Here is a 15323-nt window from a genome sequence, read left to right on the forward strand (position 1 = left end):
CTCCCTACTTGTATTAGTGTCAAACCGACAAACCCTTATTGATGCTCGTCCCTTTGTTCATTTCTCGTCTACATCGTTTACTATAAAGGGCTTTTGTGTCAGGCAGATGTCAGCTTTACATATTCTTCATTTATCTTTTACAATACAAAGCAGATTTCTGAGAGACGGGTTAAACCATCAAAAAGGCTACCACGCTCTTATAGCGTAGTAGCCTTTTCTTAGTGTTGAAAAACAAAACAGTCAATTGAAAGGTAGAAATGGATTTCTGTTGCAGGCTACTTGCTTTCCTGTGGGCGAGCGCCGAGCCGCTTCCTCCGCTACCGCTCCGTTTAGAGTTTTGCCTATCTCGCTATCCCAAGGGAGTCAAGTAGCCCTCCACTCCAACCTACAAAATGTTAACTTTAGCAACGGTTTTCAGATAAAGTGAAGGTGTTCACTACTCTTTACGGAGGGGTGTTGTCACGCATCACTTTTCCACATTGAAAATAAGAGCTCATCCCCTCTAAGAATACAAATAATGGGTTATTTTGTTCGCTACGACCAGTATGAAAGATAAAGCAAAGACACTTTTGCAGAATGGTTGATTGGAGTGGAGCCAGCGTCACTCCTAGGGGATTTAGCGTCACAGAGGAGACCCTGGAGCGAACGGAAGTGAGTGAAGCGGCTCATCGGACGCCCCCTGGAAAGGACGCTGGCGGAACGGAAATCAACCCCTCACCTTGTAAAGTTGCTTTTTCTGCCGTTGACATTATCTTTTTTCAACAACATGAAAAGGCTACCACGCTCTTATAGCGCAGTAGCCTTTTGCAGTACTAATTCAAAGTGTGTTCCAGAGGGATTGCTTTCGATTAATCGCAAATCGCCTCCGACAGATTGGGCCATCATTTTACTAAGTGGTAATCCTAAACCCAAGCCACGAACAGTATATTTTTTATTTTCTCCTCTATAAAAGCGCTCAAAAATAAATGCCTGATCCTCTAGAGGGATACCATGACCTGTGTCCTTCACCATCACCGACAGAGTTTCCCCTTGATCTATCAACGTCAAGGTGATGGTTCCTTTGTCCATCGCCTGTTTAGCATTGGTTAAAAGGTTTGTAATGATTTGTTGGACACGAACAAGATCTACCTGTACCAGCATAGGTTGTTCTAACAAATGTAAATGAACTTTTACATGTTCCTCTTCCTGCATTACTTCCCACTGTGCCACCGCCTCTCGCAGTAGCTGATTAACATCTACGGACTCTATCTGCACAGGGATAGCATCGACAGCAAAATGATTAAAGGCAAGTAAGTCCCCAACCATTGTTTTCATTTTTGTCGTTTCAACCATAGCCATTTCAATGAATTCCATAGCATCCTGTCCCGTTACAACACCATCTCTTACCGCCTGTAATAAACCACTTATAGAGGTGACAGGTGTTTTCAACTCATGGGTGACACCTGCTAGTAATTCCGTTCGAGTTTTCTCCAGCTGTTCTAATTTATTTGCCATGTTTTTAAAGGAGGAAACAAGCTCATAGACCTCTTTTTCCTTACTATCTTGAGGCAAATCAATTGCATAATTGCCTTCCTGTACATGCTTGGCAGCCTCTGCTACTTGTTTAATGGGATGGGCCAAGCGCTTTGACAAAAAGTAAATAGCGATCCAGCCTAATAAAGCTAACGCTCCTATTAATATGGCAAGCTGTCCATATGCTTGATTAACCCTTGTTAAATTCTCCTTCTTCTCCATCACCAGGGCCCAGCCCAATAACTCATTATTATTTTCTATCTTTCTTTTCACCACATATTCAGGTTCAAGTCCATCCTTTATTTCCTTAGTACCTTCTTTTCCATCCAACAAGCCAGCTACATTTTTGGCACTACCAGGTGGTACTGGACGGTTGCTTGTCAGTATATTGCCCTCAGTATCTACAACGTACAAAATCGGATCGATCTCTTTCATATTAAAACGCTCTCGATCCCCTATAAAACCTGGAATACCCTTTATAGGTCCATTATTAGGATTTGTTGTATCCGTTAAACGATAGACCGTCTCGTCTGCTAAAAACTCCATCAATTCTAATCGATTTTCAAATGTTGTATGACGAATCCATGCTGCTGAGATTAACGAAATAATAGCTAAGCCTATGAAAAGTGTTAGTAAATAACGGCTCGTCCAATATTGGAGTAAGGATATACGCTTATTTTTTTGGAACACTTAGCTGATACCCCAATCCACGTAGTGTCTTTATTTCTCCTTCTGCCTCATCCCATTCTTTTAATGCCTTCCTAAGTCTCTTTATGGCTAAATCTACGGCACGATCACTACCTTCATACTCCCAACCCCAAACTTGATCTATAAGCTGATCACGGGTAAATGTTTGATTGGGATGGTCAGCTAAAAACATAAGCACCGATAAATCTCTTGGTGTTAATACAATCTCTTCTCCACCCAAAAACACTCTATGTGCTTTACAATCAATTGCTAGAGACCCATACCGCTTAATAACAGATGCATCTGGGCTGCCTTCAGCACGCCTTAAAACAGCCCTCACTCTTGCAACAACTTCATCTGCGATAAAAGGCTTGGCAATATAATCATCTGCTCCATGATCAAACCCCTCTAGACGGTAATTAACCTCTCCTAATGCTGTTAACATGATAACAGGGCAGGTACTTCGTTCTCTTATTTCTTTTAAAATGGACCAACCATTTTTTTCTGGTAACATAATATCTAGCAACACTAGGTCTGGCTGTGTTTCACGAAACATGTCCAAGGCTTGGCCACCATTGAAACATTGTGTCACACTATAACCCACTTTTTGTAAATACACCTTTAAAACCTGGCTTATTGCATATTCATCCTCTATTACTAAAATGTTTGCCAAAGTCAATCACCTCGTTACTAGTTCGCTCTTATGTTCATTATAGCACCGGATTATGTCAGTTAAATGTCAGCCTATCCATAGTTCAAAAACTACTAGCAGAGAATATATAGAGGTCATCTATTGACAATGTCTTCCTAAGCCACTTATCATTGAGTGCGAATGATAATCAATGATAATTCATTCGAAAACCTAGTAAATGAAATTAAGGGGGGTAAAAGCATGATTATTGTAACGAATCGTATTCAGGTAAAACCCGGTTTTGCTGCGAGAATGGCACCAAATTTTACAAAGCCAGGTCCTCTACAACAGTTTGAAGGCTTTCATAAAGTAGAGGTATTAATTTCAACCGATGATCCTACTTATGACGAAATGAGTGTTAATATGTATTGGGAATCCAAGGAGCATTTCCAAGCATGGCGTAATAGCGATGCATTTGCTGCAGCCCATCAACGTCCAAATTCAGGTTCTGAGGGAGAAAAAGCTGACAGTCCAATTATCGGCAGCAAAATAGTAGTGGCTGAATTAGCATCTTCTATCGAAGCTTTAAGTTAATGAACGACAATTAAATTACTTATACATTATCTTCTGATTCTATCTAAAAAGCCCTGCATGTTGAACAATCATGCAGGGTCTTTTTTCTTGCTATAAGAACCGTTGACTAAATCAATATAAAAGAATGACTAGTAGATAGCCCAGTACGGATAGACAAACTGAGCCAATTAAACCTGCAATAAATGCCTTTACACCTAGCTCCTTAAATGTTTTAATCTCAACATTTAATCCCAGACCGGCCATTGCCATAGCAATTAAGATATAAGCAATATTTACAAATGCTGTCGATACATTCACTGGTATAATTCCTAAAGAATTGATAGCACTCATCGCTAAAAAGCCTAAAATAAACCACGGTATGATCGATAATGAAAACGCCTTTTTCTCTTCGCTTTTGTCCATTCTTCGATAGAAAATACCAATTATAATCGCTACAGGTACGAGCAGGGCAACACGAGTTAATTTCACGATGACTGCTATATCAATTGCTTCATTTCCACCAGCAGAGGCAGCTGCAATCACATGAGCTATTTCATGTAATGTACCACCTGCGAAAATACCATACGCAGAAGGTGTTAAATCGATAATGGAATAGAGTACCGTATAAATAAGTGTAAATATAGTCCCCAATAACGCAACAATCGCGGCTCCTACGGCGGTTTCCTTTTCATTTGCTTTAATTTGTGGTGCGATTGCCACTACTGCAGCAGCTCCACAAATGGCTGTCCCACAAGCCGTTAAAATCCCTAGCTTCTGATCGACTTTAAATATTTTTGTTAGCCCATACACAACAATTAATGCAAATAGCAAATTAATGACTGCAATTAAAAAAACGTTTGCTCCCGCATGATAAATATCTGCCAAATTTAAGCGCATGCCCAATAAAATAATACCGAAGCGTAATAGCTTCTTGCTGGAAAATCCAATACCTACTTGCCATGAATCCTGTACTTTAAATGCTGCTCGCCAAGCCATCCCTAATATAATGGCAATAACCAACTGTCCCAATATCGAAAAGAAAGGAAATGTGGCAATATATTTCGCTACTAAAGCAATAAGGAGTGTTAACAATATTCCCTTCAAGAAATTTGGATTAAGGGTGGATTTTACTTTATTCTGTCTATTAACCATGTTGTTCACTTCTTTCTCCCTTGTTGATTATTACTTTAATAAAGAGCACACTATTAGTAAAATACATATATATAATCGTTATTATTAATATTTCTAATAATAGAGGTGGAGATATGCAATATGATGCTTTAAAAACATTCATCACACTGGTCGAGGTCAATAATTTTACGAAGACCTCTGAAATACTTCATATTTCACAGCCAAGTGTTAGCTTACACATTAAGAACCTAGAGCAAGAATTACAAACAACCTTATTTATTCGCTCACCAAAATCGGTGCAAATTACACCAACTGGTGAAATACTTTATAAACGAGCAAAGCAAATCATGGCTATCACTGAAGCTGCAAAAGAAGATATCGCTGCCTATCATCAAGAGGTTCAAGGTACACTAGTCATTGGTGCAAGCTTTACGATTGGTGAATATATATTGCCTCCAATCATAGCCAGCCTACAGCAACAATTCCCACAACTAGAACTTCAAATTATTATTGGCAATACAAAAGAAATCATTCAATATACAAAATTACTGCAAGTCGATATTGGTTTAATTGAAGGGCAGGCTCATGATAATGAACTCGTCATTAAGCCATTTATGCAAGATGAGCTATTTATTGTCAGTGCCAGTAATCATCCTCTTACAAAGCAACATTCTCTTACTGCTGATAAACTCCAGCAGCAAAGCTGGGTTGCGCGTGAAGAAGGCTCTGGAACACGTTATTATCTGGATCATTTATTCAGAGCAAATGGTCTGCAGATTCAATCGCTTTTGACCATTAGCAGTAATCAGGGAGTAAAGGAGAGTGTTATACAGGGACTTGGTCTTTCCTTATTGTCTGCCTGTGTTATAGAACGTGAATTAAAAAATGGAGATATGACCATTTTGCCCCTTGAAGGGCAGCACTTTATGCGAACATTTTCTTATCTTTGCTCACCAACGATAAAAAATAAGCGCAATGTCGACATATTGATTGATGTCTTAACTAAGAAAGCTTAGCTGACTTTTCTCGTCGCTAAGCTTTTTTTATCGTTCTTCTCGTATTGAAACGCTTATTTTCAATGATTTCGACAAATTTCGTCGCAGCTCTAGAAAGGGGCACTGACTTCAAATAACACATACCAATACTTCTTGCTGGAATACTTTCCATTAAAGTTAATTCATAAAGAAGACCTCGTTGAAGATAGTCCTTTGAAAATTCCTTTGTTACACATGCAATGCCGAGGTTACTACGAGCAAATTCTAGTACCAAATCATGTGAACCTAGCTCAAACTCTGGTTCTATATGAACCCCTCTTGCAAAGAGATAATCTTCCACATACTTCCGTGAATTTGATTTTTTCTCTAGAAAGATAAGCGGAAATTTCAAAAGATCCTCATAGCTTAAACTTTTAGATGAAAGTGTTTTATATTTTTCCCCACAGACAAAAATATCCTGAATATCTGTACATACCGTTAACTGTAATGTTGAATCTTCTATTGGAAAATTACAAAATCCTATATCTACCTCACCCGATTTAATAAAATTACATATTTCAGAGGTAGTACCATTTAGCATTTGCAATTTGATATTCGGATACATTGTGTGGAATGCTTCTAAATAAGGCATTAAAAAGAAGCGTGAAATAGTATCACCTACCCCTATTTTTAATTGCCCTGTTGTTAAATTTTTAAATTCAAGCAACTTTTCTTCACCAGCATCTAAAAGCCCTAAAGCTGAATTTGTATATTCAAAAAGAAGGCTGCCCTCTGTTGTTAATGTCACACCTTTAGGGGTTCTATTAAAAAGACGTGTACCAAGCTCATTTTCTAATTGCATCATAGCCTGACTAACAGCTGGCTGTGTCATATATAAATCTTTTGCTGCACTTGAAAAGCTATTATTTTTTGCTACAACACTAAAAACACGATATAAATCTAATTTCCCTATCATATAAGCACCTCTTATAGCTATTATATGAACTATTAATTTTACTTATATCATTAACGAGCCTTATAGTAAAATCATATGGATTTTATTTCACTTTACGCTAGATAGAATGAGGAGAGATTAAATTGGAACGTGTAATCGGTACAGTTGTAAGAGGTCTTCGTGGTCCTATTATTAACGAAGGCGATAATATTGAACAAATCGTTGTAGATACAGTGTTAAATGCTGCAAAAATTGAAGGATATGCAATCGAGGATCGTGATATTGTGACAGTAACTGAATCTGTCGTGGCACGTGCACAAGGCAACTACGCAACGATTGATGATATCGCTGTAGATGTAGCGGCTAAGTTCGGTGATGATACGGTAGGCGTTATCTTCCCCATCTTAAGTCGAAACCGCTTCGCAAACTGTTTACGAGGTATTGCTAAAGGTGTAAAAAAGGTTGTATTAATGCTAAGCTACCCATCTGATGAAGTTGGTAATCACCTTGTAGATATTGATGAACTCGATGTAAAAGGTATTAACCCATGGACGGATACACTAAATGAGTTTGAATTCCGCGAGCATTTTGGCTATAAAAAACACACATTTACTGGTGTAGATTATATTGAATACTATAAAGAGTTAATTGAAGCAGAAGGGGCTACGTGTGAGGTTATCTTCTCTAATAATCCAAAAACAATTTTAAATTACACAAAGAGTATCTTAACGTGTGATATTCATTCACGTTTCCGCACAAAACGTATTCTAACAGCGAACGGTGCAGAAAAAGTTTACAGCCTTGATAATATTTTAGCTGAATCTATTAATGGTTCTGGTTTCAATGCTGAGTACGGTCTTCTTGGCTCAAACAAAGCAACGGAGGATAGTGTTAAATTATTCCCGCATACTTGCCAACCAATTGTGGACGGTATCCAAGCAAAAATCAAAGAAGCTACAGGAAAAACAGTAGAAGTCATGATTTATGGTGACGGCGCATTCAAAGATCCTGTAGGTAAAATTTGGGAGCTTGCAGATCCTGTTGTTTCACCTGCATTCACAGCTGGATTACACGGAACACCGAACGAGGTTAAATTGAAATATTTAGCAGACAATGATTTCGCAGACCTTCGAGGCGAAGAATTGAAAGCTGCTATTTCTGAATACATTCAAAATAAAGATGAAGATTTAACAGGTCAAATGGCTGCACAAGGAACAACACCTCGTCGTTTAACAGACCTTATCGGTTCCCTATCTGACCTTACATCTGGTTCGGGCGACAAAGGAACACCTATGATTTACATTCAAGGTTACTTCGATAATTACACGAAATAAACAAATAAAAATGAACTCTCGTACTAATGAAGAGAGTTCATTTTTTTATGGTGAGGATAACAGGAATCGAACCCGTAATCCCTTTGAAAAGGGATATGCACTCCTTGCAACTACCTCGTAATATATGATTTTTGAATGCTTGCTATAGTATTACATTGTTCTCAGTCCCTTCTCTTCTTAATTGGTTATGATTTTAATTTATTTGGCGTAATTTCTTCCTGTAGCCAATGCTCACTTGTTTGAACATGTTGCGGTCTCACAAATTTTCCTAAATTATATCGGAAATCATCGTAATGGAATGAGCCAGCATTTCGAATGACATACCCCTCTTGTTCACCATCAAAGATTGATTTACCAGTAAATGTACGTTTTATCTGTCCTTCGTCAAAAATTCCTCGGTATAAAACAGGCACTGTTTCTATACCTAATTCTGCTGCAAAGGCAACCGTCTCATCCCAGCTCAAACAAACATTTTCTTCATTCCAAATACTAAACAAGTAAAAGTAGCTTGTTAATGCTTGATAATAAATAGAATGCTTTGCATAAACATTTTCACCACATAGACGCCAGCCATCTGGAATTCGATAAGCAAAGCTTGCATGGAATGTTTTCACCCAATTTCTTGAGGGGTGATTTGCCGAATGAATACTTCTAGCATGCATATAGTCTCTGTAAAGTGTTGTACCTTCTCCATCCAACTTTTCAGTGACAACAACCTCTTTTCCAATAAAATGATTCACATTTCTAGCAACTTTATCATCATGGGTATAGCCTCTGCTCCACGGTAAATGAAAACTTCTTGGGTATTTCATGAATTTTGTCATATTTTCACTTCCTTTTCCTATTGTTTATTTGGCAAATTGATCTGCCTCACGGAAAAAATAAAGCCTTGTTAATAAATCACCATCTAATAAATGATAAATTTGGCTTCCGCCTCTATCGCCCCCATACTGGATTAACATATGAAATTGCACTAAATGAACAACCTTTAATACAAATTCCTTTTCAAAGCCCAACTCTAATAGAAAATGGCAAACCAGTTGCGCAGATACATTTTCATGCCCAAAATAACCATAACGTTGTTGCAATGGTTTATATTTTTTGCAAAATGGTTTACCGACATCATGGAACAATGCGGCTATTTGAAGAGCAAGTTTATCGCTTTCCAAATAGTACTCATTCATATACGCATACACAAAATACGTATGCTGACATAGTAAATATTGATGGAATGGGTTTTCTTGATCGAATTGATAAATTTCTTTAAAAAGTGGGACTGCTTGAAGTGTTTGAAAAAGTTCTTCATAGGTGGGGTTGCTTTGTATGAGTGAAATAAACTGTTGTCGAGAAATATCATAGGGACTTGATTCATGTACAATATGCACTTCATCAAACCCTTCTCCTACTGTCGGGAATTCTAAATGCTTTCTCATTTTTTCCATCACGATTAATGGTACATGCCGCTTCCGTTGCTGATTTCTGGCTACACAGATTGAATAAGGTGTATCAAAATAATAACATACCTTTTGAGCTGTACTTGGTATTTTACGAAGTGCAAACATCCTGCGCTCCCGTTCAATATTAGTAGCATCCACAATAACAGAAAACCCTTTTGCCACTAAGCTATTCAGACGCTCATATAATGTGCGAAAGACCACACGTGATTTCTGCTTAGTTGCGTCACCAAACAATTCCTGTCGTATAGCGTCACTAGAAAGAACAACTGCATTCTCCCTTTGGGCTAGTTGTTTCACAAATGTACTTTTTCCACTCCCCGGCAACCCTACTGTAAAGATTACCTTCATTATTTTCACCTCCCTTCAAGTTTCTATATCGTATTAAAAGAACAATCCTTTAGCCTAGATTTCTAGCAGTAAGAAAATGAAAAGACATGAGTCATGTTCCGTACTCATGCCTTCATAATTATATGAGTTTTTAACTAACTAGATAAGGGCACTTATGGACACAGTGTCCGTGCTACATTTTCAAAGTAACGAACGCCATAAATAAGCGCTTCTTCATCAATTTTAAAACGAGGATGATGTAATGGGTACGCATCACCAAACTCTCTATTATGTACCCCTATAAATTGCATTGATGAAGGAACAGCTTCTGAAAAATCTGCGAAATCCTCGGTTCCGAATATTGGTTCAGGTAATTCCTTTACACCTGATGCTCCTACAATCTCGCTAGCTATATTACGGGATAATACCGTTAATTCTTTATCGTTTGTCACAGATGGGCAACCTAGCTCCCATTTAATTTCAACTTTTGCATCGTGCATAGAAGCAATATTTGTAACTATTTTCTCTAAATATTTTCGCGCATCTACACGAATTTTAGCATCTAGCGAGCGAATCGTTCCTCCAAGCTCTGCTGTATCTGCAATAATATTTAAAGCTGTTCCACAATGAAACTTTGCAACAGTTAAAACAGGAGCATGTGTACTTGGAACTTTGCGCGACACGATTGTTTGCAGAGCTACGACAATTTCTGAACCTATCATCAATGGATCTATGGCGACCTCTGGTGTTGATGCATGACCGCCTCGCCCATAAATTTTAATTTCAAAATCATCTGCTGCAGCAGTGAATTTACCATCTTTCATAGCAAATTGCCCTACTTCATAATCAGGACTTACATGTAGAGCAAAAGCGTAATCTACATTTTCTACAATTCCTAGTGAAACCAGCTGAGCAGCCCCTCCTGGAGTTACCTCTTCAGCATGCTGAAAAACAAAACGAATTTCTCCATTAAAATCGGTTCCACGCTCAGCCAATGCCTTTGCGGCACCAAGTAACATTGCAGGATGAGCATCATGACCACATGCATGCATAACACCTGGATTCTTCGACTTAAATGGCAAATCTGTTTCTTCTTCAATCGGTAAAGCATCAATATCGGCTCGAAGTAAAATCGTATGCCCTTTACCGTCTGTTTTTGTCCCTTTTAAAAAGGCACATACACTTGTTTCTGTTAAACGCTTCACCTCTAAATGTGGAAACGTTATTAATTGATCATAAATGTATTGAGCTGTTTTATACTCTTGATGTGATAATTCAGGATGCATATGCAAATGTTGACGCCACTTAATAACCTGTTGTTTTAAATTTACTGTTTCAATCAATTTAAACACCCCTATTATATATTCTATTAAAACGGTCCATAGTTCATGAGATGAGCAATGACTAACAAACTAATCGCTAAGCCTGTCTGTATCAGAAAATAAGGAAATACCCACTTAACCCACTTTGAAAATGGAATGCCTGCTATTGCTAATCCCGCTAATAAAACGCCACTTGTAGGAATCACCATATTCGAGATACCATCGCCAAACTGGAAAGCCAATACTGCTGTTTGTCTAGTTACACCGATTAAATCTGCTAAAGGTGTCATTATCGGCATTGTTAACGCTGCTTGTCCACTCCCAGATGGTACTAAGAAATTTAAGCAAAGCTGAAGTAAAAACATTCCTACCGCGTTAATCGAAGCAGGGAGCACACTTACAGTATTCGAAACAAAATGAAGAATGGTATCAATTAATCCTCCATTTGTAGTAATCACCAGAATTGTTTGCGCAAATCCAATGATTAATGCTCCTTCCACCATATCTCGAGCACCAGAAATAAAACCTTCAGCCATTTTATTTGGACCAATTTTACAAATAATCGACATGATAATGCTACTTAGTAAAAAAACTCCGCCAATTTCACTTATATACCACTGAAATTTTATTACCCCTACAATCAATGCTACAAAATTCGCCAAAAGTACCAGTAATGCTAGCAAATGTCGTGGACTCATCTTAAAGTCCAAATCAATTTTAATGCTTTCTTCACGTTTAAACTTTCCGTAGATCCCTTTCGATGGATCACTCTTTACTTTTTTTGCATGTCTGTAAATATAAAGTACAGTCAAAATATAAAACACAGTGAATACCACTATTCGATATGACATCCCTGAATACATTGGAAGCTCTGCAATGGTTTGGGCTACACCGATGTTAAAAGGATTTGTAATACCTGAGGTAAAGCCCGTTGCTAAGGTACCTAGCATTACGATGGCAAAGCCAGTAATCGCATCCATTCCGAGCGCCATCGTTAACGGGATAATTATAGCTATATATACAAGCGTATCTTCTGCGGAACCGATTAGTGTTCCTAAACTAGCAAATATTAAAACTAGAATAGGGATTAATACGTATTCTTGTTTTCCAAACTTTGAGGCCATAACCTTAATAAAAGAATCAATCGCCCCTGTCTTTTGCATAATCCCTAAAGCTCCACCGAATAAAAAGACGAATAAGATAATGGAAGCACCTTCAAGCATCCCCAAATGCACACTATTAAATATTTCAAGAAAACCAACAGGATTTGAACTAATATATTGAAAGGATTCTGGATCTACAACCATTCTTCCATTACTCTCGACTCTTTCATACTGACCTGCTGGTAAAATATAGGTCAATAAAGACATAACTAAAATAATAATAAACATTAATACAAATGCATTAATTCCTTTTATGCGTGGTTCATCTATCTTTTTTTCTTGCTGCAGGTTTACCATAACTTTCTCCCCCTAACAATTATTTTCTTTAATCTTTGAACCGAGACATAGGGCAAAATATCAATGAATTACTTTCTTAGAAACTCCAAATTTCCATACAACGGAAAAACATTCCGATTAACGGAAACTTTATACAAAGAATAAAAAATAGAAATGAAAATGTCAATATTTTTTGATAATTCCGTCAAATTTTTTTTTACTACCTCAATAAATGATGAAAAACAAAAAATAATAATAATTTCTTCAAAAATAGGAATAATGTGTGTGATTTCTACATATAAAAAAGACTGCTCCACCTATTTGTGGACCAGCCTTTATCGTTATAATTCTATGTTCTTTATATTTTTATTATAGCATAAATTTACAATAATTTCTAGACTATACTTCTTTCCGAAGTAGATGTATGATAAATTTCCTGATTCAATCCCCCCTTATCACCTGCGTTTAGATACTTTCACTTTATTCAAAGGGTGGTTGGACAACCAGTTAAAAAAGTATCACAATTACCTTCTTCTCACCATCTATAGAGGTGAGGGTTACTGTCAAAGGAAGCGAATAACTATGGAGAGGAATGTGAGTAAACGTTGGAAAATCAAAAAGAATGGCTAGAAGAAAAGCATCACCTTGAGGATTCTTTAAACATCATTGTTCACAAAATTAAAGAGTTACAGCACAAAGAAAAAGGCTTTAAAGAAAATGCTGTCGCCTTAAAGAAATCCTTTTGGAACGATGTTAGAGTCAATTTAGATACTGCTGAGGATGTCGACGAAACCTTTTTTGCAATTAAGCAACAGGCGGAGCTTTTATCTGACTCAGAGCTTGCACAGGAACGTGCAATTCGCAACGTGAAGGTGTATGAACGTTTACAACAGTCACCCTATTTTGCTCGTATTGACTTTTTACAAAATGGTCAACAAGACCCTTTAAAAATTTATATAGGCGTAGCCACATTATTGGATAAACAGGATGAAAATATCGTCATTTTTGACTGGCGAGCGCCTATATCAAGTATGTATTATGATTACACACCTGGCGATGCTTCCTACGAAACGTTAGGTGAAGAAATTCATGGAGAAATGCTGTTAAAACGGCAATTTATTATTAAAAATGGTCAACTACAATCCATGTTTAACACGGGCCTTACAATTGGTGATGACTTATTGCTTGATATCCTTGCGCAAAATGCAAATGAGCATATTCGTAGTATTGTTGCAACAATTCAAGCAGAACAAAATAAGATTATTCGCCATGTAAATTCACGCTATCTTATCGTTGAGGGCGTTGCAGGTAGTGGCAAAACAGCTGTAGCCTTACAGCGGGTAGCCTATCTATTGTATCGTTATCGTAATGAAATGACTGCCGATCAAATTTTGCTAATTACACCTAATCAACTTTTTAATCAATATGTTCATTCAGTCTTACCTGATTTAGGTGAAGACAATATGCAGCAATTAACGTTTATAGAATATGCTGAAAAACGATTAGGTAGACAGTTTCAATTGGAATATCCTTATGAGCAACTTGAAGATCTGTTAACAGAAAAAGATAGTGCTCATTATCAAACAAAATTAAGCATCATTTCTTTTAAAGCGAGTCTTGCTTACAAACATTTGATGGATCAATATGTTAGTTATTTATCCCATAAAGATTTGTTATTTAAAAATATCGTTTTTCGTGGAGAAAGAATTATTACTGCAAATGAAATTAATGAATACTTCTATTCTTTTCCTTCCACCATGTCGATACCGGATCGCCTACAATTAGTAAAAGAATGGTTATTACAACAACTAACAAAATTAGAAAAGGCTGAACGTACAAAGGAATGGGTAGAAGAAGCAACTGAGCTATTAGATAAAGAAGACTACTCCAAATCTTATAGTGAGCTTTTATATGAGGGACGCTATACTGAAAACTCATTTGATGATTTTGATCAAGAACGCTCTAAATTAGCAAGACAAATTGTCAAAAAACACTTTAAACCATTACGTAACTCCGTTAGCCAGTTAAAGTTTGTCCATATGTTGGGTACGTATCGACAGCTCTTTGATTTGAATAGTTCTATTAACAAGGATTTACAGCACCTTATGCCAGACAATTGGGGGGATATTTGTCAGCAAACACTCCCTAATTTAGCAAAGCGTTTGATTGCCTACGAGGATGCTGCGCCATTTTTATACTTACAGGACAAAATTGAAGGACAGCAGACCAATAGGATGATCCGTCATGTGTTAATTGATGAAGCACAAGACTATTCGCCTTTCCAACTGACGGTTTTACAGCAGTTATTTCCAAAAGCACGTATGACCATTTTAGGTGATGGTCATCAAACGATTCACCCGCATACCTTTAATAATCCTTCCCTACTCGACCCTCAATTATATGGTGAGCAGGCAGAAAAAATGATTTTAACGAAAAGCTATCGTTCGACAAAGCAAATCATTCAACTCACTTCCAAAATTTTGAATGATGGTAGTGAGGTAGAAGCTTTTAACCGAACTGGCCCTGAACCATCGATTACTATCGTGCCAAATGAACTCGAATTAATGGATCAAATTATTCAAAACATCAACCATTTATCTACCAAATTTGAAACAATTGCTGTCATCTGTAAAACTGCAGCCGAATGCTCTGCTGTTTACAAACAATTAAACAATCGAGTAGATATTCAATTGATCAACCATAATACGAAGCAATTTAAAAAGGGTATTTTATTACTTCCAGCTTATATGGCGAAGGGCATCGAATTTGATGCGGTAATCATCTATAATGCATCTGCCGCTAATTACTCAAGAGAAAGCGAACGGTACTATTTTTATACAGCCTGTACAAGAGCTATGCATGAATTGCACATTTATTCCATCAACAAACTAACCTATTTCCTTCAATAATAGGGACCAGGAGAATCTGTTATTTACAGATTCTCCTGTCATGTTATTGAAAAAGGATCATGTCACTAGCAG

The 15323-nt window shown here is 37.3% G+C and carries 12 protein-coding genes; 4 read left to right on the top strand and 8 right to left on the bottom strand.

What is annotated here, in order from left to right; all coding sequences use genetic code 11:
* Nucleotides 1–786: 786 nt before the first annotated feature.
* Together MHB65_RS24685 and MHB65_RS24690 are read right to left on the bottom strand one after the other, a co-directional pair.
* Nucleotides 787–2202: a HAMP domain-containing sensor histidine kinase gene (locus tag MHB65_RS24685; RefSeq protein WP_342442045.1), complete on the bottom strand. Its 1416-nt coding sequence runs from the start codon at nt 2200–2202 to the stop codon at nt 787–789.
* Nucleotides 2186–2872, bottom strand: a complete 687-nt coding sequence (locus MHB65_RS24690; RefSeq protein WP_342442046.1) for a response regulator transcription factor — start codon at nt 2870–2872, stop codon at nt 2186–2188. The genes MHB65_RS24685 and MHB65_RS24690 overlap by 17 nt, the downstream gene beginning before the upstream one ends.
* A gap of 219 nt (nt 2873–3091) precedes the next feature.
* Between MHB65_RS24690 and MHB65_RS24695 the strand changes: the two genes are divergently transcribed.
* Complete coding sequence (locus tag MHB65_RS24695) at nt 3092–3424, top strand: heme oxygenase (protein ID WP_205446209.1); 333 nt, start codon at nt 3092–3094, stop codon at nt 3422–3424.
* A 111-nt stretch (nt 3425–3535) separates the two neighbouring features.
* Here MHB65_RS24695 and MHB65_RS24700 read toward each other — a convergent pair whose 3' ends face one another.
* Nucleotides 3536–4555 carry a YeiH family protein gene (locus MHB65_RS24700; RefSeq protein WP_342442047.1) on the bottom strand — a complete coding sequence of 340 codons (1020 nt, stop codon included), beginning with the start codon at nt 4553–4555 and terminating at the stop codon, nt 3536–3538.
* Nucleotides 4556–4668: 113 nt separating this feature from the next.
* On the opposite strand from MHB65_RS24700, the gene MHB65_RS24705 reads away from it, so the two are divergent.
* Nucleotides 4669–5550 (top strand): LysR family transcriptional regulator, encoded by an 882-nt coding sequence (locus tag MHB65_RS24705; protein ID WP_205446211.1) that lies wholly within the window; start codon nt 4669–4671, stop codon nt 5548–5550.
* Between the two features lie 16 nt (nt 5551–5566).
* Here the strand turns inward: MHB65_RS24705 and MHB65_RS24710 are convergent, their stop codons facing one another.
* Nucleotides 5567–6484, bottom strand: coding sequence for a LysR family transcriptional regulator (locus MHB65_RS24710; RefSeq protein WP_205446212.1), 918 nt, complete (start codon nt 6482–6484; stop codon nt 5567–5569).
* Nucleotides 6485–6606: 122 nt separating this feature from the next.
* On the opposite strand from MHB65_RS24710, the gene MHB65_RS24715 reads away from it, so the two are divergent.
* Nucleotides 6607–7797, top strand: coding sequence for a coenzyme F420-0:L-glutamate ligase (locus MHB65_RS24715; RefSeq protein ID WP_342442048.1), 1191 nt, complete (start codon nt 6607–6609; stop codon nt 7795–7797).
* A 185-nt stretch (nt 7798–7982) separates the two neighbouring features.
* Here MHB65_RS24715 and MHB65_RS24720 read toward each other — a convergent pair whose 3' ends face one another.
* The 4 genes from MHB65_RS24720 to MHB65_RS24735 all read right to left on the bottom strand — a co-directional run bounded on the left by MHB65_RS24720 (nt 7983) and on the right by MHB65_RS24735 (nt 12363).
* A complete protein-coding gene (locus tag MHB65_RS24720; RefSeq protein ID WP_342442049.1) occupies nt 7983–8621 on the bottom strand; it encodes an RNA ligase family protein in 639 nt (212 codons plus the stop codon).
* A gap of 24 nt (nt 8622–8645) precedes the next feature.
* Nucleotides 8646–9602, bottom strand: coding sequence for an AAA family ATPase (locus MHB65_RS24725; RefSeq protein WP_342442050.1), 957 nt, complete (start codon nt 9600–9602; stop codon nt 8646–8648).
* A gap of 152 nt (nt 9603–9754) precedes the next feature.
* Entirely contained in the window at nt 9755–10933 is a 1179-nt protein-coding gene (locus tag MHB65_RS24730; RefSeq protein ID WP_342442051.1) for an amidohydrolase, read from the bottom strand.
* Between the two features lie 17 nt (nt 10934–10950).
* Complete coding sequence (locus MHB65_RS24735; protein ID WP_342442052.1) at nt 10951–12363, bottom strand: C4-dicarboxylate ABC transporter permease; 1413 nt, start codon at nt 12361–12363, stop codon at nt 10951–10953.
* 584 nt (nt 12364–12947) lie between these two features.
* Between MHB65_RS24735 and helD the strand changes: the two genes are divergently transcribed.
* A complete protein-coding gene (gene helD / locus MHB65_RS24740; protein ID WP_342442053.1) occupies nt 12948–15251 on the top strand; it encodes an RNA polymerase recycling motor HelD in 2304 nt (767 codons plus the stop codon).
* The last annotated feature ends 72 nt before the right edge of the window (nt 15252–15323 follow it).

The organism is Lysinibacillus sp. FSL K6-0075, assembly GCF_038592945.1.
GTDB lineage: Bacteria > Bacillota > Bacilli > Bacillales_A > Planococcaceae > Lysinibacillus > Lysinibacillus fusiformis_F.

What these genes read in the sequence shown, in the direction of transcription:
- MHB65_RS24695 (WP_205446209.1), top strand. Translation starts at nt 3,092, where the DNA reads ATGATTATTGTAACGAATCGTATTCAGGTAAAACCCGGTTTTGCTGCG.
- MHB65_RS24700 (WP_342442047.1), bottom strand. Translation starts at nt 4,555, where the DNA reads ATGGTTAATAGACAGAATAAAGTAAAATCCACCCTTAATCCAAATTTC.
- MHB65_RS24705 (WP_205446211.1), top strand. Translation starts at nt 4,669, where the DNA reads ATGCAATATGATGCTTTAAAAACATTCATCACACTGGTCGAGGTCAAT.
- MHB65_RS24710 (WP_205446212.1), bottom strand. Translation starts at nt 6,484, where the DNA reads ATGATAGGGAAATTAGATTTATATCGTGTTTTTAGTGTTGTAGCAAAA.
- MHB65_RS24720 (WP_342442049.1), bottom strand. Translation starts at nt 8,621, where the DNA reads ATGACAAAATTCATGAAATACCCAAGAAGTTTTCATTTACCGTGGAGC.
- MHB65_RS24725 (WP_342442050.1), bottom strand. Translation starts at nt 9,602, where the DNA reads ATGAAGGTAATCTTTACAGTAGGGTTGCCGGGGAGTGGAAAAAGTACA.
- MHB65_RS24735 (WP_342442052.1), bottom strand. Translation starts at nt 12,363, where the DNA reads ATGGTAAACCTGCAGCAAGAAAAAAAGATAGATGAACCACGCATAAAA.